Source organism: Micromonospora sp. CCTCC AA 2012012 (assembly GCF_040499845.1).
GTDB classification, from domain to species: domain Bacteria; phylum Actinomycetota; class Actinomycetes; order Mycobacteriales; family Micromonosporaceae; genus Micromonospora; species Micromonospora mangrovi.
In genome coordinates this window covers 785,865-808,739 of sequence record NZ_CP159342.1, presented here as the reverse complement: position 1 = coordinate 808,739, position 22,875 = coordinate 785,865, and the positions used below count along the sequence as shown (strand labels likewise).

Below are 22,875 nucleotides of genomic sequence, written 5' to 3'. Positions count from 1 at the left end.
GTCAGCGCGGCCGGGCGTCGGCTGCCGGGTTCGGTGTCTCCGGCTCGTCCGTCCGGCCGATGCCGGCGACGTGCGCCGCGTCGGGGATCCGGCCCAGCGCCACCAGCGCCGCGCCCATCGCCCCGATCTCCGGGTGGTGCTGGTGGCGGACCGGTCGGGGCGCCAGCGTCGCGGCGAACATCTGCCGCCACCACGGCGAGGCGGCCATCGCGCCGCCACCGAGCACCACCTCGGCCGGGGCCCGCACCCCGGACTCCAGCAGCGCCAGGTCGTCGGCGACCAGGCGGCAGAGTGCCGTCATCAGGCCGGCCAGGATGTCCACGGCGGTGGTGCCGAAGCCGAGCCCCCGCAGCTCGCCGGAGCCGGCGGGGACCAGGCCGGGCGGGCGGTCGCCGCCGAAACGGGGATTCACCGCGAGGTGCCCGGCCGGCCCGACCCGGGCCAGCGCGGCCTCCAGCTCCGCGCCGTCGGGCAGGCGCAGCTCCCGGTTGGCCCAGGCGAAGAGGTTGCCGCCGCTGGAGTAGGCGGCCCCGGTCACCACGTACTCGTGGTCCACCCGGTACCGCCACAGCTCGTCGGCGAGCGGCGCCAGGCCCGCCTCGTCGGGCTGGACCAGCCGGACGGCGGCGGAGGTGCCGACGGTCACCGCGGCCCGGGTGGCGTCGACGCAACCGGAGCCGACGTTGGACGCGGCCCCGTCGCCCACCGGCGCGGCCCACGCCGACCCCGCCAGCTGCGGCCACCGCCGGGCGTACGCGGAGCGCAGCCGGCCGCGCCAGCCGGTGGGTGCCAGCGGCGGCAGCTCGGCCGGTCGCACCCCGGCCAGCTCGCACGCCTCGGCGTCCCAGTCCATCCGGTGCAGGTCGAGCAGGCCGGTGCCGGAGGCCAGCGAGACCGACATCGGCGCCTCGTCGAGCAGCACGCCCAGCACGTAGTCGACCAGCCCGACGAAGCGGGCCACCGGGGTGGCGGTGCGGGCGCGCAGCCAGGGCAGCCGGACCGACCAGTAGCACCGGTGGAACCAGGTGCCGGTGCGCTGGTGGAAGGCCTCCGGGTCGGCCGGTCCGACCGCCGAGGCGACCGGCATCGGGCGGGTGTCGAGCCAGGTCAGCACCGGCCCGAGCGGCTCCCCGGCGGCGTCCAGCGGCAGCACCGAGTGCCACTGCGCGGAGGCCGCCACCAGTTCCACGTCGCGCAGCCGGCCGCCGGCGGCCAGCTCGTCCAGGCACTCGACGAGGCAGGCGAGATAGCCGGGGCCGTCGAGCGTGCCGCTGCCGTCGGCCCCGGTGGCGACCCGCACCTTGCGCCGGGCCAGCGCGCCGGGCAGCGGGTTGGCGTCCGCGTCCAGCACGAGGGCCCGTACCGAGGAGGTGCCCAGGTCGAGAGCGAGAATGTTCATCGCCGGTCAACCTACCCGCCGGGACGGTCGGCAAAGCCAAGATCCGCCCGGGCCGGCCCGGCGTTCGGGGGCCCGCGGGGGCGGCGGGTCGCGTACAGTGATCGTCATGCTCGCGCACCTGTCCTGCTGGTGGCCCGCCGACCCGGCGGCCCACCCCCGCGCGTAGCTTTCCGACGCGGCCGCCCGACGAGGCGGCCGCCGGTCCTTCCCCGGCACCCGGGTCGCCCCCACGGCGGCTCCCGGTCCACCGAGGAGACCCGATGACCCGCCCGCTCGACCTGCTCGCCGCCGTCGCCGACGGCGTCGACCCCGGCCCCTTCGCGCTCGTCCGCCGCGAGGGCGCCGACCACCTCGACCTCTTCACCGGCACGGTACGCACCGTCGACCGGCTCGCCGACATCCCGCTGCCCGACGACGCGCCCGGACCGCGCACGCTGGCCCTGGTGCCGTACCGGCAGATCGGCGAGCGGGGCTTCGCCCACGTCGACGATCGCGTGCCGCTGGAGTGCCTGCTGATCGCCGGGCACCAGCGGATCGGCCTGGCCGAGGCGGTCGCCGCGCTGCCGGACGCCGCGGTGGTCACCCGCGACGCCGGCTTCGACATCTCCGACGACGAGTACGCCCGCACCGTCGGCCGGGTGCTCGACGAGGAGATCGGCCGGGGCGAGGGAGCCAACTTCGTCATCCACCGCACCCTGCACGCCACCGTGCAGGGGCCGCCGCTGGCCGCCGCGGCCACCGCGCTGCGCCGCCTGCTGCTGGCCGAACGCGGGGCGTACTGGACGTTCCTGGTGCACACCGGGGACCGGATCCTGGTCGGCGCCAGCCCGGAGCGGCACGTCAGCGTGGACGACGGCCTGGTCACCATGAACCCGATCAGCGGCACCTTCCGCCACACCGGCGCGGCGGCCGACCGGGACGCCCTGCTGCGCTTCCTCCGCGACCCGAAGGAGGTCGAGGAGCTGTACATGGTGCTGGACGAGGAACTGAAGATGATGGCGTGCGTCGCCGAGCACGGCGGGCAGGTCGTCGGGCCGTACCTCAAGGAGATGGCGCACCTCGCGCACACCGAGTACCTGCTCGCCGGGCGCGGCTCGCTGGACGTCCGGGAGGTGCTCCGGGAGACCATGTTCGCCCCGACCGTGACCGGCAGCCCGATGGAGAACGCCTGCCGGGTCATCGCCCGGCACGAGCGGACCGGCCGCCGCTACTACGCCGGGGTGCTGGCCCTGCTGGGGCACGACACCGCCGGCCGGCAGACCCTGGACGCGCCGATCCTGATCCGTACCGCGGAACTCTCCCCCACCGGCGGGCTGCGGGTGCCGGTCGGCGCCACCCTGGTCCGGCACTCGACGGCCGCGGGTGAGGTGGCGGAGACCCACGCCAAGGCCGCCGGGGTGCTGGCCGCGCTGGGCCTCGGCCCCGACGCCCCACGGGCCGACCCCGCCACCGCCGGTCGGGAGCCGGCGCCGTCCCTCGCCGACGACCCGGAGGTACGCGCCGCGCTGGCCGCCCGCAACGCGCCGCTGGCCCGGTTCTGGCTGGACCAGCGGGGCGCGACGGCGCTGCCCGGGCTGACCGGCCGGCGCGCGTTGATCGTGGACGGTGAGGACACCTTCACCGGGATGCTGGCCCACCAGCTCGGCGCGCTCGGCCTGACCGTGGCCCGCTGCGACTGGCGCCGACCCGAGCCGGTGGCGGCGTACGACCTGGTGGTGGTGGGTCCGGGTCCGGGTGACCCGCGCAACCTCGCCGACCCGAAGATGGCGGCGCTGCGGGAGCTGCTGGCCGACCTGCTGGCCACCGGCCGGCCCACCCTGGCGGTCTGCCTCGGGCACCAGTTGCTCGCCGGGCTGCTCGGGCTGCCGCTGCACCGCCGCGAGGCGCCCTACCAGGGCCTGCCGCGGGACATCCCGGTGTTCGGCACGACCCGCCGGGTGGGCTTCTACGCCAGCTTCACCGCCCTGGCCGACGCCGACCGGGTCGCCACCCCGTACGGGCCGGTGGAGCTGTCCCGGGACGCCGGCGACGGGGCGGTGCACGCGCTGCGCGGGCCGGGCTTCGCCGGGGTGCAGTTCCATCCGGAGTCGGTGCTCAGCCGGGACGGGATGGCCGTCCTGGCGGACCTGCTCGGGCATCTGCTCGAACGACCGGCGCTGACCGGGCATGGGCGGGCCGGACGGGGGTAGGGCTGTGGACGACCGGTGGTCCGGGCGGGCCGAGAGCCCCCGCCCGACCACCGGTCGCCTCGTCCGGGGTCAGCCGGCCAGGCCCCGCTTCAGGGCGGTGCCGATCTGCACGGCCCGCTTCGCGGTCAGCGCGGACGCGGTGAGCGCGATGTCGTCGGGCGCGGTCTCGCCGTTGTTGCTGGTGTGCGAGGCGCCGTACGGGTTGCCGGCGGTGAACTGGCTCGGCTCGGTGTAGCCGGGGGTGACCACGACGCCGCCCCAGTGGTAGAAGATCGTGTAGAGCGACAGCAGGGTCGACTCCTGGCCGCCGTGCGAGGTGGCCGTCGAGGTGAAGCCGCTGTAGACCTTGTTGGCCAGCGCGCCCTGTGCCCAGAGCGGGCCGGTGGTGTCGATGAACTGCTTGAGCTGGGCGGCGATCATGCCGTACCGGGTGGGCGACCCGAAGATCACCACGTCGGCCCAGGAGAGGTCGTCGAGCTCCACCTCCATCACGTCCTGGGTCTCCAGGCGGTGCGCCTGCCAGCCGGAGTTGGACCGGATCGCCTCCTCGGGGGCGAGTTCACGCACCTTCCGGAGGCGGACGTCGGCCCCGGCCTCCCCCGCCGCCTCGCACACCGCCTGGGCCATCTGGTACGTGATCCCGGTCGCGCTGTAGTAGATCACCGCGACCTTGGTCTGGCCATCCATCAGACGTTCCTCCTCGATTCGGGTCAGCTCCGGCGACTACCCGTTAGTTGCGGCGTCAAACGCCGCCCTGGTGCGGGCGGTCAGCGGCCGGGGTCGATCGGGCGACCCGGCTCAAGATTTGCGCAAGTTCCGCGCCGGGGCGGTGTCGGAACCCCGGCCACCCAGGATCCTGATCGCACCGGTGCCGGCGTGTCCTGCCGCCGCCGGCGCACCGGCGAACCTGAACGGGGGATCGCGCTCCGCCGGCATCGTCGCTGGCGTAGCGCGATCAGGGGGTGCCCGCCGCCTGCGTCCGATCCTCGCATTCCCCCTCTCCGGATGGTCATGCGTCGAGGCGGGTGCACTTCCGGCGGTGCTGCTCCTGCTCCTCCTGTTCGTCCCGGATCCGGGGAATGCTCCCCGGCCCCCGTGGGGATCCACGTCGTGACCCACGAGAGGAAGGACGAACCATGCGACTGACCGAGCAGCAGATCCGTTCGCTGTACGGACAGGACGTCCAGGACCGCTCGGGCGCGAAGATCGGCAGTGTCGGCCAGGTCTGGGCCGACGCCGCCGGGGAGCCGACCTGGGTCAGCGTGAAGACCGGGGTGATGGGCCACCACGAGTCGATGGCCCCGCTCCAGGCGGCGCGGATGCAGAACGACGGCCGGCTCCAGGTGCCGTACGACAAGGCCACCGTACGGAGCGCGCCGAGCGTCGAGACGGGCACCGACCAGCCCCTCAACGCGGATCAGCTGGCCCAGCTGTACCAGCACTACCAGCTCCAGCAGCAGGGCCCGGCCCAGCAGCCGCCGCAGCGGATGCCGGGCGCCCCCGAGGTGGTCCGCTCGGAGGAGCGGATCCAGGTCGGCACCGAGAGCGAGCCCGCCGGCACGGCCCACCTGCGCAAGCGGGTGGTGACCGAGAACGTGCAGACCACGGTGCCGGTCGAGCACGACGAGGTGTCCGTGGTCCGCGAGCCGATCACCGCGGCGAACCGCGGCGACACCCGGCCGGACATCCGTGAGGAGCAGCGCGACATGGAGCTGCGCGCGGAGCACCCGGTGGTCGTCAAGGAGCAGGTGCCCGTGGAACGGGTGCGGCTGAACAAGGACGAGGTGGTCGAGGAGCAGCCCGTCAACGCGCAGGTCCGGCGGGAGCTGGTCGACGCGGACGTACCCGACCGGGCACGCCGCGACCGCTGACCCCCGGCACGACGCGGGTCACCCCGGGCGGGTGGGCGAGAGCCCACCCGCCCGGTCGCGTCCGGGCCCGCAGTGTCGGATCGGCCGCCTATGCTCGGCGTCCATCACCGACGGAGGGGTGCGGCGTGGACGTGCGGCTCACCGGCGCGGAGGCGCTCGCCCTGCGGATGACCAGCCTGTTGCTGCGCCCGCACCCGGTCGCCCGGCCGACGGACGTGGCCGGGGTGGTCGAGTGGTTCGGGGCCATGCAGGCCCAGGACGTGGCGAGCGGTCTCTGGTCGCTGGGCGTACGCCTGCCGGGGCGGACCCTCGCCGACGTGCTGGCGGCGCTGGAACGGCGGGAGGCGTTGCGCACCTGGCCGATGCGGGGCACGGTCCACCTCGTACCCTCGCGGGACGCCCGCTGGATGCTGGCGGTGACGGGCGTGCGGGCGCTGGCCGGCGCGGCGGCCCGCTGGCGGGCCCTCGGCCTGACCGCCGCCGACGCCGACCGGGCGGCCGACGTGCTCGGCGCGGCGCTGGCCGGGGGTGGGCGGCTCACCCGCGCGCAGTGCCTGGCCACGCTCGCCGCGGCCGGCATCGACACCACCGGGCAACGCGGCTACCACCTGCTCTGGCACGCCAGCCTGCGCGGGGTCACCTGCGTCGCCCCGCACGTCGGCACCGAGCAGACCTTCGTCCTGCTGGACGAGTGGGCGCCGGACCCACACCGCCCCGAGCGCGACGAGGCGCTCGGCATCCTCGCGGCGCGCTACTTCCGCGGTCACGGCCCCACCACCGTGCGGGACTTCGCCGGCTGGACCGGGCTGACCCTGACCGACGCCCGGCGGGGCGTCGCGGTGGCCGGTGCCGCCCTCGCCACCGTCCGGGTGGACGACACGGAGGCCCTGGTCGACGCGGCGCTGCTGGACGCGCCCCGGGCACCGGTCGACGACCTGCACCTGCTGCCCGGCTTCGACGAGTTCCTGCTCGGCTTCAAGGACCGCACGCTGATGCTCGACCCGGCGCACCAGCAGGCGGTGGTCCCCGGTAACAACGGCGTCTTCCAGGCCACCGTGGTCCGCGCCGGGCGGGTCGTCGGCACCTGGAAGCGTGCCCAGACCAGGGCTCGAGTGACGGTCACCGTGCACCAGCTGACGCCCTTCGACGAGGCGCTGCGCACCCGGGTGGAGGCCGGCCTGGCCCGGTACGGACATTTCCTCGGACTGCCGCTGCGTAACTCCTGGTGACCGCCTCGGGCCAACCGCATGGCCAACGGAGAGTGATCATGCGGGGCTGCTCCCGTCTTGGCGGCGATCATCGCTGAATTCCCCTGAGCTGCCCAAACGCGGTACCGCGCCGCGCCTGGTACCCACCCTCCGCTCCCCCTTTGCTCTGCAGCCACCGACGCATCGGGTGACGGAAGGTGCCTGCTGCGCGGATGGCTGCAGAGCAAAGGGCCGACATCGTGCCGCCTGCCCGGCACAGATCCAGCACGCTTGGTGATCGGCCGGATCCTGCACCGCCGGCATCCTTGTCGTCCGCCTCGGCGCCCGATCGGGGAAGAGCGACGGGCCGGTGGCGAGAAACGCCACCGGCCCGTCCCCGGTGTCGGTCAGGCCAGCGCGCCGGCGGCCCGCCCCTCGTGCAGGGTGAGGTTCCGGCCGGTGGCCGGGTCGAACAGGTGGATCTTCTCCAGGTTGAACCAGACCCGCCGGTTCTCCCCCTCCCGCACCGGGGACTCGGCCGAGAGCCGGGTGACCAGGCTCGACCCGGCGCCGGTGAAGTCGGCCGCCCCGGCGTCGGCGGCCAGCTCCTCCAGCTCGGCGGCGCTGGCCCGTTCGCCCTCGACGGTGAAGTAGACGTACTTGTCGGAGCCCATCGACTCGACGATGTCCACCGGCGCCTCGAACTCCATGCCCCGGCGGCGGGTGTCGTCGTCGATCAGTTCCGCGTCCTCGAAGTGCTCCGGCCGGACACCGAGGATCAGCTCGCGCGGCGCGTCACCGGCCTCGAGCTGCCGGCGGATCCGCTCGCCGACCGGCACGTCACCGAGCGCGGTCCGCAGCTTGCCGTCCTCGACGGCGGCGTGCAGGAAGTTCATCGACGGCGAGCCGATGAACCCGGCGACGAAGAGGTTGCGGGGGTGGTCGTACAGCTCCTGGGGCGGCCCGACCTGCTGCACCGCGCCGCCCCGCATGATCACCACACGGTCGCCGAGGGTCATCGCCTCGGTCTGGTCGTGGGTGACGTAGACGGTGGTGGTGCCGAGCTGCTTCTGCAGCCGGGACACCACGGTGCGCATCTGCACCCGCAGCTTGGCGTCCAGGTTGGACAGCGGCTCGTCCATCAGGAACGCCTTGGGCTGCCGGACGATCGCCCGCCCCATCGCCACCCGCTGCCGCTGGCCGCCGGAGAGGTTCGCCGGCTTGCGGTCCAGCAGCGGGGTCAGCTCCAGCACCTTCGCGGCCTCGTCGACCTTCCGGTCGATCTCCGCCTTGTCCAGCTTCGCCAGCCGCAGCGGAAAGGCCATGTTCTCCCGGACGGTCATGTTCGGATAGAGCGCGTACGACTGGAACACCATGGCGATGTCCCGGTCCCGGGGGGCCTTGTCGTTGACCCGCTCCCCCGCGATGCGCAGCTCACCGGAGCTGATGTCCTCCAGCCCGGCGATCATGTTCAGGGTGGTGGACTTCCCGCAGCCCGAGGGGCCGACCAGGATCACGAACTCGCCGTCGGCGATCTCCAGGTCGACGTCCTGCACCGCGACGGTCCCGTCCGGGAACCGCTTGCCCACCTTGTCCAGCACGATGTCAGCCACTGTTACCACCTATCCCTTGACTGCGCCGGAGGTCAGACCGGACACGATGCGGCGCTGGAAGAAGAGCACGAAGAGGATGATCGGAATGGTGATCACCACGGCGGCGGCGCAGATCGCCCCGGTGGGGTCCTCGAACTGCGACTCGCCGGTGAAGAACGACAGCGCCACCGGGACCGTACGGGCCCGCTCGGTCGAGGTGAGCGTGATGGCGAAGAGGAAGTCGTTCCAGCAGAAGATGAAGACCAGGATCGCCGTGGTGAACAGCCCCGGCGCGGCCAGCGGGGCGATGACCCGCCGGAACGCCTGGCCCTGGGTGGCGCCGTCCATCTTCGCCGCCTTCTCCAGGTCCCACGGGATCTGCTTGAAGAACGCCGACAGCGTGTAGATCGACAGCGGCAACGCGAAGGTGATGTACGGCAGGATCAGCCCCGGCCAGGTGTCGAAGAGCCCGAGCTGCCGCTCGATCTCGAACAGCGGCGACACCAGCGACACCTGCGGGAACATCGCGATCAGCAGGGAGACACCGACCAGCAGCTTCTTGCCCGGGAAGTCCAGCCGCGAGATGGCGTACGCGGCCATCGCGCCGAGGACCACCGCGATGAGGGTGGCGATGAGCGCGATGCCGATCGAGTTGACCAGGGCCCGGACGAACTGGTCGGTGTCGAAGATCGTCCGGTAGTTGTCCAGCGTCCACTCGCGGGGCCAGAACTTGCCGTCGGTGAGGGTGCCCGGCGTCTTGAACGACAGCGAGGCGATCCAGAGCACCGGGACCAGCGCGAACACGACGACGATCACGTCGAGCAGACCCCAGCGCAGCTTCGCCCGCGTGGTGGTTTCGACTGCCATGTCAGCGCCTCTCCCCGTCGTCGCTGCCGGGGGCAGCGGTGCCGAACAGCTTCACGAAGAGGAAGGCGATGATCGCCACGGTGATGAAGATCAGCACCGACATCGTGGAGCCGATACCGAGGTTCAGACCTCGGATCAGGTTGTTGTAGGCGAGCATCGACACCGACGAGGTCTCGTTGCCGCCGTTGGTGAGCACGAAGATGTTGTCGAAGACCCGGAACGCGTCCAGGGTGCGGAACAGCAGCGCGACCAGGATCGCCGGCTTCATCACCGGCAGCATCACCTTGGTGAACCGCTGCCACGAGGTCGCCCCGTCGGTGGAGGCGGCCTTGAGCAGGTCCTCCGGCACCAGCGCCAGCCCGGCCATCAGCAGCAGCGCCATGAACGGGGTGGTCTTCCAGATCTCCGCCAGCATGATGATCGCCAGTGAGCTGGCCCGCTCGGTCAACGGCGCGCTGCCGTCGAAGAGGTTGGCCAGGTAGCCGGTGCCGGGCGTCCAGGCGTACCGCCAGGAGAAGGCGGCGACGACGGTGACGATCCCGTACGGGATCAGCGCCGCGGTCCGGACGATGCCCCGACCGACCAGGGTCCGGTGCATGATCAGCGCGAGCCCCATGCCGAGCACCAGCTCGACCGCCACGGTGACCACGGTGATCAGCGCGGTGACCCCGAACGCGGTCCACCAGAACTGGTTGCTCAGCACGGTGACGTAGTTCTCCAGCCCGATGAACTTCCGCTCGTCGGGGAAGCGCAGGTCGAACCGCTGCAACGACAGCCAGATCGAATAGATGATCGGGTACGCGGTGACCAGCACCATGACGAGTGCGGCCGGCGCGCAGAGCAGCCAGCCGAGCTTCCGTTCGGCCTTCTTGTTCTCGCTCAGCGGCGCCTTCGCCGACCGGCGGGTGGCCCGCTGGGCCGGTACGGCGGCGTGCCGTCCGGTGGCGGCGGCCGTCTCGTCGGCGGCGACGTCCGCGCCCGTCGGGGTGGCGTTGATGCTCACGGGAGCACCCCCTTCGATTCGAGCGCGTCGGCGATGGCCTTGCGCAGCTCGTCGGCGGTCTGCTCGGGCTGGATCCCGGACGGCGGCGACAGCAGCGCCGACATCACCGTGGAGATGCTCTGGTAGGCGGGGGTCAGCGGGCGGACCGCCGGCTCCTTCAGCTCCTCCAGGATGGTGTCCTTCATCGGGTACGCCTTGTCCATCTCCGGGTCGTCGTAGACCTTCTCGATGGTTGGCGGCACCCCGTCGTTGACGGCGGAGAACTTCTGGTGCTCGGCGTTACGGATGCACTTCGCCGCCTCGAACGACTCCGTCGGGTGCTTCGAGTAGGCGCTGACGGCCATGTTGACGCCACCGATGGTGACCTTGCTCGGGGTGCCCGCGTCGATCCCCGGCACCCGCGCCCACTTGACCTTCTTCGCTAGGTCCGGGTTGGCCTCCTGCATCGCCGGATAGACGAACGGCCAGTTGACCTGGAAGGCGCCCTGGCCGGACTGGAACTCCAGCCGGACCGGGTCCTCGGTGGCGTTGCTGAACGACGGCGAGGTCACGCCCGACGTGGCGAACTTCTTGAGCTGGTCGAGCGCCTTCACGGTGCCGGCGTCCATGACGGCCTTCTTGCCGTCGTCGCTGAGGATCTTGCCGCCGGCGCTCTCGGCGAGGGTGTTGTAGAGGACGACCAGACCCTCGTACTGCGCGCCCATGGTGAGCACCTGGTAGGGCTTGCCCTGCTGCTTGAGCTGCTCGGCCGCGGAGATCATCTCGTCCCAGGTCTTCGGCGGCTGCTGGACCAGGTCGGTGCGGTACCAGAGCAGCTGGACGTTGGTGTTCTTCGGCGCGGCGTAGAGCTTGTCCTCGTAGCGGGCGGTGTCCAGCGGGCCCGCGAGGGTGCCCTGCTCGGCCTCCGCCTTGTCCTGGCCGGTCCACTCGCGGATCCAGTCGGCGCTGGCGAACTCCTGGGTCCAGGTGACGTCGAGACCGAGCACGTCCATCCCGGTGTCCTGGGCGGCGAGCCGGCGCACCATCTGCACCCGCTGGTCGTCGGCCTGCCGGGGCAGCACCCGATAGACGATCTTGTAGCGTCCCTGGGCCTGCGAGTTGCAGTCGTCGACCACCTTCTGCAGGTTCTGCTCCGGCGGGTAGTACAGGTTGATCGTCGGTGGGCCACCGGTGTCGCCGGAGCCGCAGGCGGCCAGCGGTGCCACCAACGTCAACGCGGCGGCTGTCGCCGCCGCGCGGAACAGTGGTCGCCGCCGGTTCACGGCCCCGTCGGGGTCTGTCGTCATCGCCCTCCCCCTCAGTGTTCGAGAACCGGGGAGGTCGCCCGCGCCCCGGTGCACGGCGAGACGGTCGGGGCCTCCGGCTGCGGTCGGACGAGACCCCGGACGTTTCGTGCGCAGACAGTGCCCGACCTGCGACATCGCGAAACCTGGCCGCCCTGCGACCGGCCCGACAGCGGCAGGCCACCACGCTGCGGGCCGGCCCGGCCGGCCGTACGCTCGGCGGATGGACGCCACCTTCTTCTTCGATCCCGTCTGCCCGTGGACCTGGCGCACCTCGCGCTGGCTGGTCGCCGTCGCGGAGGCGCGCGGCCTGGGCGTCGAGTGGCGGGCGTTCAGCCTGGCCATCCTCAACGAGGGTCGGATCGCCCCCGAGTACGCCGACGCGATGGCCGCGTCCGGCCGGGCCCTGCGCCTGGTGGAGGCGCTGCGCGCCGAGGGGCGCCACGACGACGCCGGCCGCTTCTACACCGAACTGGGGGTCCGCACCCACGACGCCGGCAACCCGATGTCCGACCAGGTGGTGACCGCCGCCGTCGAGGCGGCCGGCCTCGCCGAGGCCGCGCCGGCCCTCGACGACGAACGCTGGGACCGCGCCGTGCACGAGTCGCACGCCCTGTCGTACGCCTCGGCGGGCCCGGACATCGGCTCGCCGGTGCTGATGGTGCCCGGCGCCGAGCGGGGCATCCACGGGCCGATCGTCACCGAGGTCCCCGACCCGGACGACGCCCTGACCATCTGGGACTCGCTGGTGCCGCTGCTGCGGCTGACCACCTTCCACGAGATCAAGCGCGGTCGCCGCTGACCGGGCCGGCGGTGGTCGCCCGGAACCGTCGCACCGGGTCGGCATGATGGCCGGGTGATCGCATGCTTCAAGGACCTCTGCATGGACGCCGCCGACGCCCACCGGCTCGGCGCCTTCTGGGCCGGCATCCTCGACGGGGAACTGGTCGACACCGGGGACGGCGACACCCGGGTCGATCCCCGCGCCGCCCGGTCGCGCGCCGAGTCGATCTGGGTGAACACGGTGCCCGAACCGCGGACCGGCAAGACCCGCGTCCACCTGGACCTCCGGCTCGCCGGGCCGGAGCCGGCCGCGTTGCTGGCGGCCGGGGCCCGGCTGGTGCGCGAGCCGGACGCGGAGATCACCTGGTGGGTGCTGGCCGACCCGGAGGGCAACCACTTCTGCGCCTTCGCGCCCCGCAGGGACGCCCGCCCCGGCGTCTTCGAGCTGGTGGTGGACAGCGCCGACCCGGCCGCCCAGGCGCGCTGGTGGGCGGGGGTGGTCGGCGGCCGGGTGGAGACCACCGACGAGGGGGTCGTCTCGATCGTCGGGGCGGCCGGGTTCCCCTGGGACCACTGGGTCTTCGACCCGGTGCCGGAGCGCAAGCGGGTGAAGAACCGGGTGCACTGGGACGTCGACCTCACCGGTCCGGACGCCACCGCGCTGATCGCCGCCGGGGCGACGCTGCTGCGGGAGCCCACTGAACGGACCGCCTGGTGGGTGCTGGCCGATCCGGAGGGCAACGAGTTCTGCGCCTTCCCGCCGCGTCCCACCCAGTGAACACCGAGGGTGTGCAGCGTCCGTCGGGTGGTCTAGCGTTTCCGTAGCTCCGCAGCCAGCGCGTCGCCGTCGAAGTCGATACGCCTCCGGCCGACCCCCAGCCCGCCCGAACGGTTGGTAATCGCGGGAACCCCCTTCTGCCGGTTCACCGGTTGGGCAGGATCGTCCCCAACGAGGAGGTTGTCGTGCAGGACACCCGCGCTCTCGCCCTGACGTTCGAGGTGAGCGGCCTGCCCCCGGTCAAGACCGAGGCCCTGTCCATCTTCGCCGCCGGGCATCGGCAGGCGACGAGGGTCCGCGCCCTGCTCCAGGCGGCCTGCGCGGCGGCCCAGCGCACCGGCTGGACCCCGCTCGCCGGGCCGATCGAGGTGGACCTGACCCTGCGCTGTCCGCCCGGGCACCGCACCTCCGACGCCAGCACCCTGCTGGGCGGGGTGTGCGCGGTGCTCCAGGACAAGAAGCGGGTGGCCAACATCGGGCTGGCCCACCTCGGCGTCCTCGTCGACGTCGCGCTCTACGACGACGACCGGCAGATCCGCCGGTTGTCGTACGCGGAGGAGCCGGCGGAGGACTTCTCGTACCAGGTCAGGGTGGCCGCCGTACCCACCGTGGTTTGACCGACGGCCGCGGTGGGGTACCGCGGACGCCGACGAAGGGAGCGCCGATGTCGGAGCCACATGTCACGCTCGACCCGAGCGGGCTCGATCCTGTGCAGCAGAAGCTGCGCGGCCCGCTGGAGGATCAGCTGACCTCGGCCCTGCAGGCGGCCACCGAGCGGGTCCGTGCGAGTTACGCGGGCGAACCGGTCGAGGACGTCTGTCGTCGGCTGCTGGACGAGACCCGGGCGGGCCTGCACCCGGACATCGCCGCCGGCTTCAACCCCGACATGGACGAGTTCTGTCGGGTGGCCGTGGCGATCGTCCGGGGCGGGGTCTCCTGAGGCACGCTGACCCGACCGCGCCGGCCCCGTGCCGGCGCGGTCGTGTCTGCGCGCCGGTTCAGCCGCGGCGTACGTCGACCGAGACCACGTGCAGGCCGTCGGGCCGGGTGGACTCGCCCAGCCGGACCGGCAGCGGGGTGCCCGTGGTGCGCAGCCCGAGGCCGAATCCGAGGTGTCCCTCGAAGTCGCCCGCCGGCGCCCAGCCGCGCAGGGTCGGCAGGTCGACGGCCCGGGCCGGCGCGGTGAAGCTGATCCGGCCGCTGGTGAGGTGCCCCTGGGCCGGGTCGAAGCGGACCGAGAGGTACGCGTTGCCGGGCAGGTCGATCGGGTCGCCGCTGCCGTCGGAGTCGACGCGGTCGACGAGGGCGACCTGGTAGCCGGGGGTCGGGCCGCGGAAGGCGAAGGTGACCCGGGTCCAACCCTCGCTCGGGTGGTCGCCGATCCGGATGTCGACCAGGACGGGCAGCGGTTCGCCGGGTGCCGGGGTGACCGGGACCCGCACGGCGTGGCTGACCCGGGCCGGCGCGGTGGGGACCGCCCAGCCGTAGGTCACCCGCCAGTCGGAGGCGGCCGGCGGCCGGCCGGTGGTGGGTGCGGGGCTGGTGGGTGCGGGGGCCGTGGTGGGCACCGCGGTCGGGGACGGGGTGGAGGCGGCGGTCGCGCTGGGCGCGGGTGCCGTCGAGGGCGCTGACGTCGCGCCGTCGTGGTCGGTCGTGGTGCAGGCCGCCGCGAGCAGCACGACCAGGCTGGCGAGCAGTGGTACGCGCTGAGGTGTCATGACTCAGTGTGGCGCTCGACCGCCCACCCGGAAAAGAGGCGATCGTCCCTGCTCACTGTCATTGTCGGAATCCGGTCGGCAGAACCGGGGGCGGGTCAGGACCGGGTCCGCAACTCCCCGATCCTGACCCCCAGCCGTCCGGCGTGGTAGCGGAATTCGCCGTTGCGAGCGCGGCGGGCGTGGCACGCCGCCCACGCCGGGCTCAACACGGCGAGCCGGCCCGCATGCACTCAGCTCCACGGTGCCCAACTACCGGACTTCGGTGCGTTCCGACTCACCCCGAAGAGCCGTGAACGCGGGCTCAGGTTAGGCAGTCCGCCGCAGCTCGGACAAGCTTTTCCGAGCCCGGGGGAATGTGATTGATACCAACGTTGAAATACGGCATGTCGGCGTAACACGGTCAGTCGAGCTGGCGCTGTTTCTCCTCGGAGCGACCGGTCCGTTCGGCGCTCGGACGACCGGTGGAGAGGCCGCCCGCCGCGGCTGCCCCGGCGATCAGCGCGAGCGCGCCGAGGTGGAGCAGTCGTACCCCGGCGGGGGCCGGCACGGTGCTGGCCGGCAGACCGGGCAGGACCGTCGCCCCGACGGCGACGACCGGCAGCGCCGCCCCCCAGAACCGGGCGGGCCGGGCCGGCGGCGCGGGTGGTCGTACCCCGTCAAAGATCTCATGCCGGCGGGCCGCGCGGAGCGCCAGCCCCACCACGACCAGCGCGCCGACCGTGCTGTTGACCAGGTCGGTGACGATCGGCCAGTGCACGCCGGCCACCGAGTGGAAGTTGTCGATCCCGAGCATGCGCCACCAGCGCTGGCTGTGCGCGACCCGGTCCCAGGCGACGTGGCTGAACGCGCCGATCAGCGCCGAGCAGACGGTGACCTGCCAGGGATGGCGCACCCCGCCCAGCGCGGCGTGGTCCGGCCAGCCGAACGCCCGCTGCCCGGGCAGGTGGACGGCGATGCCGGCCATCGTGCGCCGGACGATCCAGGCGTAGCCGAGGGCGACCGGCAGGCACCACCAGAGCAGCCCGGCCAGGGTGTGGGTGCGCAGCCCCACGTCGAGGCGGGTGCCGGTGAACAGGTAGCCGGCGTCCGGCGCGACCGCCCCGGTGACCAGCGCGACGCCGTCGAACCAGCGCGGTCGCCACAGCTTCAGCGGCAGCACCGGCGCGAGGTGCGACGGGAACGTCAGGGGCATGATCCGGACGTTACCGGGCCGGTCAGAAGTGCCGGAGCAGATCGGGGAACGCTGCCAGCCGGAGCACCCCCCGGTCCCCCGGGTCCAGCTCGTCGTGCTCCAGCACCCAGGTGTTCTCGTTCGGGATGAAGACCGCGTTCATGCCGGCGGCGCGGGCCGGCAGGATGTCCGACCGCGGGGAGTTGCCGATCATCCACGCGTCGGCCGGCGCGAAGTCGTGCTCGCGGGCCAGCCACCGGTAGGTGTCGACGTCCTTCTCCCGGACGATGTGCGCGGCGCGGAAGTGGTGCAGCAGCCCGCAGGCGTCGAGCTTGCGCTGCTGCTCCTGGTGCTCCCCCTTGGTCAGCAGCAGCAGCTCGTGCCGGGTGGCGAGGTCGTCCAGCGTCGCCGCCACCCCCGGCATCAGCTCGACGGTGTGCCCGACCAGCGCCGCGGCCAGCTCGTCGATCTCCCGGCTTTCCCGCTCGGTGGCCGGCCGCTCGCGCAGCTTCTCCAGGCACTCGCCGAGGCTGCGCAGGAAGACCTTGCTGCCGTAGCCGTGCGCGACCGCGTTGGCCCGTTCGATGTCGTCCAGCACGGCCCGGATCTCGGCCCGGTCGAGGGTGGGGTGGGCCAGCCAGTCCAGGAAGTCGTCGATCACCCGCTCGAAGAGGACGTTGTTCTCCCAGAGCGTGTCGTCGGCGTCGAAGACGAGCACCCGACCCTCCCGGCGCGGCGCCATCCCGGTCCCCTCCCCGTCGTGCGATCGCCGGAGACGCTACCGCCGACGGGCGGGCGGCGACATCCGGGTTTCCGTCAGCGGCGCAGGGTCAGGATCAGGTCGGCGACCAGCGCCGTCCAGCCGGTCTGGTGCCAGGCGCCCAGGCCGGCGCCGTTGTCGCCGTGGAAGTACTCCGGGAAGCAGATCAGGTCCCGCCAGTCCGGGTGGGTCTGGAAGAGCTGGGCCGCGCCGTAGATGGGGCGCCGGCCCCAGCCGTCCCGGGTGAAGAGCGAGATCAGCCGGGCGGAGAGGTCGTCGGCGATCTCGTCCAGGGTCCGCTTCTGTCCGGACCGGGTCGGGTACTCGACCTGGAGGTCGTCGCCGAAGAAGGCGGCGTAGTCGCGCAGCGCGCTGACCAGCAGGAAGTTCGTGGGCATCCAGATCGGTCCACGCCAGTTGGAGTTGCCGCCGAAGAGTCCGCTGGTGGACTCGGCCGGCTCGTAGCCGACGCTGAACTCCTGACCGCCGAGGGTCACCGTGAAGGGCTTGTCCAGGTGCGCGCGGCTGAGCGTACGGAGGCCGTACTCGGAGAGGAACTCGTCGGTGTCCAGCATCCGGGCGAGCAGCCGGACCACCTGCTCGGGGCCGACCATGGACAGCAGCCGCTGCTGCCGCCCGTCCGGCCCGAGCCGGCGGGCGCCGATCACGTCGGCGTACTCGGGGCGGTTGGTGAGGAACCAGCGCAGCCGGGCACCCAGCTCGGGCAGCCGGTGCAGGGTCCGCGCGGTGAGCCGGGTGGTCGCCGCGAGCGGCAGCAGTCCCACCACCGAGCGGACCTTCAGCGGCACCTGACTGCCGTCGGCCAGCCGCAGCACGTCGTAGAAGAAGGCGTCCTCGTCGTCCCAGAGCCCCTGGTCGTACGCGGCGGCGGCGATGTACGCGAAGTGCTCGAAGAACTTCGTCGCGGTGTCCACGTACGCCCGGTCGTGCTCGGCCAGCACGATCGCCATGTCCAGCATGTTGAGGGCGTACATGGCCATCCAGCCGGTGCCGTCGGACTGTTCGAGCACCCCGGCCACCGGCAGCGCGGCGGAGCGGTCGAACGGGCCGACGTTGTCCAGCCCGAGGAAGCCGCCCTCGAAGACGTTGTTGCCGCCGGTGTCCTTGCGGTTCACCCACCAGGTGAAGTTGAGCAGCAGCTTGTGCATCACCCGGGCGAGGAACTCGTGGTCACGGGAGCCGTCGATCTCGAAGACCTTCAGCGCGGCCCAGGCGTGCACCGGCGGGTTGACGTCGCCGAACGCCCACTCGTACGCCGGGATCTGCCCGTTGGGGTGCAGGTACCACTCGCGGAGCAGGAGCAGCAGCTGCTCCTTGGCGAAGCCCGGGTCGACCCGGGCGATGCTGACGCAGTGGAAGGCCAGGTCCCAGGCCGCGTACCAGGGATATTCCCAGGGGTCCGGCATGGAGATCACGTCGAAGCTGGTCATGTGCCACCAGGCGCTGTTGCGGCCGTGCCGGCGCCCGGGCGGCGGCGGCGCGGAGCCCGGATCGCCCTCCAGCCAGCGCTTGACGTCGAAGTGGTAGAACTGCTTGCCCCACATCAGCCCGGCGATCGCCGTCCGGGCCACCAGCGCCTCGTCGGCGGTGGCGGCGGCCGGGATGACCCCGGCGAAGAAGCGGTTGGCCTCGGCCCGCCGGGCCCAGAGCACCGCGTCGAAGCCGTCGCCGAGGTCGGCGCCCGGCGGCGGCGCGCTGCCGGGCGGCGGGGCGGTCCGGGTCAGCCGCAGCCGGATCTGCCGCCGGCCGCCGGCCGGCACGTCCAGCACGTAGTGCAGGGCGCCCTTGGTGCCCTCCCGGTCCGGATTGACGGTGGCCGCGCCGGCCACGACGTGGTCGTTGATGCCGTCCTTCGGGTACGCCGACCGGCCGGGCAGCCCCCACAGCCGCTCGGCGTTGGTGTCGTTGTCGCAGAGCAGCGGGGTCGGCGCGCCGTCGCCCTCCAGCAGGATCTGCCCGAGCACCCGGTGCTCGCCGACCAGCCGGCCGCCCTCGCCGACCAGCCTCGGCACCCGGTCCCCGCCGGGCAGCCCCCACGCCCAGGTGTTGCGGAACCACAGGTGCGGCAGCACGTGCAGGGTCGCCGCCTCGTCGGCCCGGTTGACGACGGTGATCAGGACGCACAGGTCCGTCGGGGTGGCCTTGGCGTAGTCGACGGTCACCGCCCAGTACCGGTCGTCGTCGAAGATCCCGGTGTCGACCAGCTCGTACTCGGTGTCGTCCCGGCCGCGCAGCGCGTTGACGGCGACCAGCTCGTCGTAGGGGAACGCGGCCTGCGGGTAGTGGTAGCGCCAGCGCATGAAGGAGTGGGTGGGGGTGGAGTCCTCGTACCACCAGTAGTCCTTGGCGTCCTCGCCGTGGTTGCCGCCGTCGCCGCCGAGGCCGAACATCCGCTCCTTGAGGATCGGGTCCTTCCCGTTCCACAGCGCCAGGGCGAAGCAGAACGTCTGCCGGTCGTCGCAGACGCCCGCCATGCCGTCCTCGTTCCACCGGTAGGCTCGGGACCGCGCGTGATCGTGGGGGAAGTAGTCCCACGCCGTGCCGTGTTCGCTGTAGTCCTCCCGTACCGTCCCCCACGCCCGCTCGGACAGATAGGGACCCCATGCGCGCCAGTCCTGCTCGCCGGCATCTGCCTGGGCGAGACGGATCCGCTCGGGGTCGGGGGCATCGGAGGATGACCGGTCAGTGAACACCTGCACATCTTCGACGCCGCCGGGGTACATCACCACAGCGGCCATTGTCGTCGTGGCGTGTTACACCTCGCCGCGGGTGGAGGAAAGTTGATCGACATTCGTTTCGGCCCCCAGGTCTGCGGCGATCCGGCCGCCTCCGCGAGCCGGGAGTGGCTGGTCACCGACGGTCGCGGCGGCTACGCCATGGGTACGGTGAGCGGCCTGCGCACCCGCCGGTACCACGGACTGCTGGTGGTGGCCGGCCAGACGCCGGCGGTCCGCCACCTGGGGCTGGCCAGCCTGGACCCGACGGTCGTCCTCCCCTCGGGCGCCCGGGTCCGGCTCGGCGCGCACGAGTGGTCCTCCGGGGTCGTCGACCCGCGCGGCTTCGAGCTGCTGGAGCGCTTCGACCTGGTCGACGGGGTGCCCCGGTGGCGCTGGCGGATCGGCGACGTGGTGATCGAGCGGGAGATCGCCATGGCGTACGGCCGGTCCTGCGTGGCGGTGGTGCACCGGCTGGTGTCGGGCGGCCCGGTCCGGCTGGACCTCTCCGCCGCCTGCACCTGGCGGGACGCGCACGCCGAGCGGCGGGCCGACGGGCCGACGCCTCGGCTGGAGGCGGCCGACGGCGGCGCGGTGGTGGAGGGGGCGTTCCGGCTGGCCGGGCCGGACTGGACGCCGGAGGGACAGTGGTGGCTGGGGGTGCGGCACCGGGAGGAGGCGGCGCGCGGCCTGAACCCGGACGAGGACCTCTGGTACGCGGGCCGCTTCTCCGGCGTACTCGACGCCCCCGGCGACACGGTGTCGGTGCTGGCCTGGGCGGACGACCTGGCCGACGAGCCGGCGCCGGCGACCGCGCTGGTCGAGGCGGCCCGGCGGCGGCACCGGGAGGTGGTGGCGGCGGCGAAGCCGGCCGACGCGGTTGCGGCGACCCTGGCGCTGGCGGCCGACGCGTTCGTGGTGCGGACGGCGGCCGGGCCGGACGTGGTGGCCGGCTACCCCTGGTTCGGCGCCTGGTCGCGGGACACCATGACCTCCTACGAGGGGCTCTTCCTCTGCACCAACCGCACCGACGAGGGACGCGAGCTGCTGCGGGCGTACGCGGCGACGCTCTCGGAGGGGATGCTGGCGAACACCGCCGACACCGGCCGGGTGGAGTACAACACGGTCGACGCGACGCTGTGGTTCCTGCACGCGGTGAGCCGGCACGTCACCGTCACCGGGGACACCGACCTCGGCGACGAGCTGCTGCCGGCGCTGCACGCCGTGGTCGACGCACACGTCGCCGGCACCCGGTACGGCATCGGCGTCGACCCGGCCGACGGGCTGCTCACCCAGGGCGGCACCCCGGGCACGGCGCTGACCTGGATGGACGCCCGGGTGTACGGGGTGCCGGTGACGCCGCGTACCGGCAAGCCGGTGGAGGTGAACGCGCTCTGGGTGAACGGGCTGGCCGGGCTCGCCGAGCTGACCGAGCTGGCCGGCCGGGACGCCACCGCCCTGTGGGGACTGCACGCGAAGGCGTCGACGGCGTTCCGGGACCGCTTCCCGGCGCCCGGGGTGGGCTGGCTGCACGACGTGGTGGACGGGCCCGCGCCGGCCTACCCGTTGGGCGGCGCCCCGCACCACGACGACGACCTGCTCCGCCCCAACCAGCTGCTCGCCTGGTCGCTGCCGTACGCCCCGCTGGAGCCGGACGAGGCGACGCTGCGCCGGATCACCGCCGGGCTGTGCACCCCGCTGGGGCCGCGCAGCCTCGCCCCCGACTCCCCCGGCTTCGTCGGCCGGCACCGGGGCGGTCCGGCGGAGCGGGACAGCGGCTACCACCAGGGGACGGTCTGGCCGTGGCTGATCGGGCCGTTCGTCGACGCGTACCGGCGGGCCGGACTAGCCCCCGACGACCTTTTGGTCGGACTTGAGGGCCATTTGGGGGAATATGGCCTAGGCTCGGTGAGTGAGACGGCCGACGGGCTCGCCCCGCACGCCGCGACCGGCTGTCCCTTCCAGGCGTGGTCGGTCGCCGAGCTGCTGCGGGTCCGGCACGGCCGCCGGTAACCCGTTACATCCCGGCAACGGCGGCGTCTCCGCCGGTTAGCCACCGGTCGGCAGGATGGGGCCCGACCCGGTCGGACGGCGGGCGCCGGTGCGGTGCCGGCCGTCGCGCGCCGCGGAACAACTCCAAGGGGGACGCATGTCACCTGACGCCGACGTGATCGACATCCACCCCGCCCGGCACCAGCGGGTGCTGATCCTCTCCTGGGAGTACCCACCCGTGCTCGTCGGTGGGCTCGGCCGGCACGTGCACGCCCTCTCCGTCGCCCTGGCCGCCGCCGGGCACGAGGTCACCGTCGTCACCCGGCACGCCGACGGCGCGCCCCTGGAGGAGTACGCCGAGGGCGTCCGGGTCCTGCGCGCCCCCGAGGACCCGGTCGCCTTCCCGCTCGCCACCGGCTCCCTGCTCGCCTGGACCATGGCGTTCAACCACACGCTGACCCGCACCGCCCTGCGCGCCGCCGAGTCCGGCTCCTACGACGTCATCCACGCCCACGACTGGCTGGTCGCGCACACCGCGGTCACCCTCGCCGAGCACCTCGACCTGCCGCTGGTCACCACCATCCACGCCACCGAGGCGGGCCGGCACCAGGGCTGGCTGCCGGAGGAGATGAACCGGACCATCCACGGCGTCGAACACTGGCTCAGCAACGCCTCCGGTCGGGTGATCGCCTGCTCCGGCTACATGGCCGACCAGGTGACGCGGCTGTTCGACGTGCCGGCGGGACGGATCGACGTGGTGCCCAACGGGGTCGACGACCGGGCCTGGCACGCCCGCCCCCAGGCGGTCGCCGCCGCCCGCGCCCGCTTCGCCGCGGACGGCCCGCTGATCGGGTACGCCGGACGGCTGGTCTACGAGAAGGGCGTGCAGCACCTGGTGCACGCGGTGCCGTACCTGCGGGAGCGGCACCCGGGGCTGCGGGTGGTGATCGCCGGCGACGGGCCGTACCGGGAGGAACTGGCGGCGCAGGCGCGGCGGCTGCACCTGGGCGACACGGTCCGCTTCGCCGGTTTCCTGGACGCCACCCGGCTGCCCGCCGTCCTCGCCGCCACCGACGCCACCGTCATCCCCAGCCTCTACGAGCCGTTCGGGATGATCGCCCTGGAGGCGGCGGCCGCCGGGGCGCCGCTGGCGGTGGCGAGCACCGGCGGCCTGGCGGAGATCGTCGAGCCCGGCGTCACCGGCGTGACCTTCCCGCACAGCGACCCGGACGCGCTGGCCGGTGCGGTCGACCGGCTCCTGGCCGACGAGGTGTTCGCCCGCCGGGTGGCCCGTCGGGCCCGCACCATGGTCGCCGAACGGTACGGCTGGGCCACCATCGCCGCCCGGACCGCGGCCAACTATGCCACCGCCGGGCGGGACCACGGCACCTTCCAGGCCCGGCGGGCGGCCGCCCTCCTGGCCGGCACGCGACCCCGGATCGACATCCCGGACGGAAATCTGCTGACCAGCCAGGGGGCCGCCTGCTGATTCGATGCCGCCCGACAACCGATAGGTCCCGTCCGATCGATTGGCTATTGTGGACGGC

At 73.1% G+C, this 22,875-nt stretch carries 19 protein-coding genes; 9 read left to right on the top strand and 10 right to left on the bottom strand.

The window, feature by feature from the left end; translation table 11 throughout:
• Position 1: 1 nt before the first annotated feature.
• Entirely contained in the window at positions 2-1,399 is a 1,398-nt protein-coding gene (locus ABUL08_RS03760) for an FGGY family carbohydrate kinase (protein WP_350934543.1), read from the bottom strand.
• A gap of 260 nt (positions 1,400-1,659) precedes the next feature.
• Here ABUL08_RS03760 and ABUL08_RS03755 point away from each other — a divergent pair, with 260 nt between their 5' ends.
• Positions 1,660-3,588 carry a chorismate-binding protein gene (locus tag ABUL08_RS03755; RefSeq protein WP_350934542.1) on the top strand — a complete coding sequence of 643 codons (1,929 nt, stop codon included), beginning with the start codon at positions 1,660-1,662 and terminating at the stop codon, positions 3,586-3,588.
• A gap of 69 nt (positions 3,589-3,657) precedes the next feature.
• Here the strand turns inward: ABUL08_RS03755 and wrbA are convergent, their stop codons facing one another.
• Positions 3,658-4,275, bottom strand: a complete 618-nt coding sequence (gene wrbA / locus ABUL08_RS03750; RefSeq protein ID WP_350934541.1) for an NAD(P)H:quinone oxidoreductase — start codon at positions 4,273-4,275, stop codon at positions 3,658-3,660.
• 449 nt (positions 4,276-4,724) lie between these two features.
• On the opposite strand from wrbA, the gene ABUL08_RS03745 reads away from it, so the two are divergent.
• Together ABUL08_RS03745 and ABUL08_RS03740 are read left to right on the top strand one after the other, a co-directional pair.
• A complete protein-coding gene (locus ABUL08_RS03745) occupies positions 4,725-5,459 on the top strand; it encodes a YsnF/AvaK domain-containing protein (protein WP_350934540.1) in 735 nt (244 codons plus the stop codon).
• A gap of 125 nt (positions 5,460-5,584) precedes the next feature.
• Entirely contained in the window at positions 5,585-6,688 is a 1,104-nt protein-coding gene (locus tag ABUL08_RS03740; RefSeq protein WP_350934538.1) for a winged helix DNA-binding domain-containing protein, read from the top strand.
• A gap of 365 nt (positions 6,689-7,053) precedes the next feature.
• Here ABUL08_RS03740 and ABUL08_RS03735 read toward each other — a convergent pair whose 3' ends face one another.
• The 4 genes from ABUL08_RS03735 to ABUL08_RS03720 are packed head-to-tail and all read right to left on the bottom strand — an operon-like array spanning position 7,054 to position 11,394.
• A complete protein-coding gene (locus tag ABUL08_RS03735) occupies positions 7,054-8,259 on the bottom strand; it encodes an ABC transporter ATP-binding protein (protein WP_350934536.1) in 1,206 nt (401 codons plus the stop codon).
• A gap of 9 nt (positions 8,260-8,268) precedes the next feature.
• A complete protein-coding gene (locus ABUL08_RS03730; protein ID WP_350934534.1) occupies positions 8,269-9,105 on the bottom strand; it encodes a carbohydrate ABC transporter permease in 837 nt (278 codons plus the stop codon).
• A 1-nt stretch (position 9,106) separates the two neighbouring features.
• Positions 9,107-10,108 (bottom strand): carbohydrate ABC transporter permease, encoded by a 1,002-nt coding sequence (locus tag ABUL08_RS03725; RefSeq protein ID WP_350934532.1) that lies wholly within the window; start codon positions 10,106-10,108, stop codon positions 9,107-9,109.
• Positions 10,105-11,394 (bottom strand): ABC transporter substrate-binding protein, encoded by a 1,290-nt coding sequence (locus ABUL08_RS03720; RefSeq protein WP_350934531.1) that lies wholly within the window; start codon positions 11,392-11,394, stop codon positions 10,105-10,107. Before ABUL08_RS03720 ends, ABUL08_RS03725 begins: the two co-directional genes overlap by 4 nt.
• A gap of 220 nt (positions 11,395-11,614) precedes the next feature.
• Between ABUL08_RS03720 and ABUL08_RS03715 the strand changes: the two genes are divergently transcribed.
• The 4 genes from ABUL08_RS03715 (at position 11,615) to ABUL08_RS03700 (ending at position 13,892) form a co-directional block, all read left to right on the top strand.
• Positions 11,615-12,193, top strand: coding sequence for a DsbA family protein (locus ABUL08_RS03715; protein ID WP_350934528.1), 579 nt, complete (start codon positions 11,615-11,617; stop codon positions 12,191-12,193).
• Between the two features lie 54 nt (positions 12,194-12,247).
• A complete protein-coding gene (locus tag ABUL08_RS03710; protein ID WP_350934527.1) occupies positions 12,248-12,952 on the top strand; it encodes a VOC family protein in 705 nt (234 codons plus the stop codon).
• 185 nt (positions 12,953-13,137) lie between these two features.
• Positions 13,138-13,569, top strand: a complete 432-nt coding sequence (locus ABUL08_RS03705; RefSeq protein ID WP_350934525.1) for a RusA family crossover junction endodeoxyribonuclease — start codon at positions 13,138-13,140, stop codon at positions 13,567-13,569.
• A 47-nt stretch (positions 13,570-13,616) separates the two neighbouring features.
• Positions 13,617-13,892, top strand: a complete 276-nt coding sequence (locus ABUL08_RS03700; RefSeq protein WP_350934523.1) for a hypothetical protein — start codon at positions 13,617-13,619, stop codon at positions 13,890-13,892.
• Positions 13,893-13,950: 58 nt separating this feature from the next.
• On the opposite strand, the gene ABUL08_RS03695 is transcribed toward ABUL08_RS03700, so the two are convergent.
• The 4 genes from ABUL08_RS03695 to ABUL08_RS03680 all read right to left on the bottom strand — a co-directional run bounded on the left by ABUL08_RS03695 (position 13,951) and on the right by ABUL08_RS03680 (position 19,360).
• Positions 13,951-14,670: an AMIN-like domain-containing (lipo)protein gene (locus ABUL08_RS03695; RefSeq protein ID WP_350934520.1), complete on the bottom strand. Its 720-nt coding sequence runs from the start codon at positions 14,668-14,670 to the stop codon at positions 13,951-13,953.
• A gap of 400 nt (positions 14,671-15,070) precedes the next feature.
• Positions 15,071-15,862, bottom strand: a complete 792-nt coding sequence (locus tag ABUL08_RS03690; RefSeq protein WP_350934519.1) for a DUF4184 family protein — start codon at positions 15,860-15,862, stop codon at positions 15,071-15,073.
• A 22-nt stretch (positions 15,863-15,884) separates the two neighbouring features.
• A complete protein-coding gene (locus ABUL08_RS03685) occupies positions 15,885-16,583 on the bottom strand; it encodes an HAD family hydrolase (RefSeq protein WP_350934517.1) in 699 nt (232 codons plus the stop codon).
• A gap of 74 nt (positions 16,584-16,657) precedes the next feature.
• Complete coding sequence (locus tag ABUL08_RS03680) at positions 16,658-19,360, bottom strand: MGH1-like glycoside hydrolase domain-containing protein (RefSeq protein WP_350934516.1); 2,703 nt, start codon at positions 19,358-19,360, stop codon at positions 16,658-16,660.
• A gap of 42 nt (positions 19,361-19,402) precedes the next feature.
• Between ABUL08_RS03680 and ABUL08_RS03675 the strand changes: the two genes are divergently transcribed.
• Entirely contained in the window at positions 19,403-21,349 is a 1,947-nt protein-coding gene (locus ABUL08_RS03675) for an amylo-alpha-1,6-glucosidase (protein WP_350934514.1), read from the top strand.
• Positions 21,350-21,485: 136 nt separating this feature from the next.
• Positions 21,486-22,817, top strand: coding sequence for a glycosyltransferase family 4 protein (locus ABUL08_RS03670; RefSeq protein WP_350934512.1), 1,332 nt, complete (start codon positions 21,486-21,488; stop codon positions 22,815-22,817).
• The last annotated feature ends 58 nt before the right edge of the window (positions 22,818-22,875 follow it).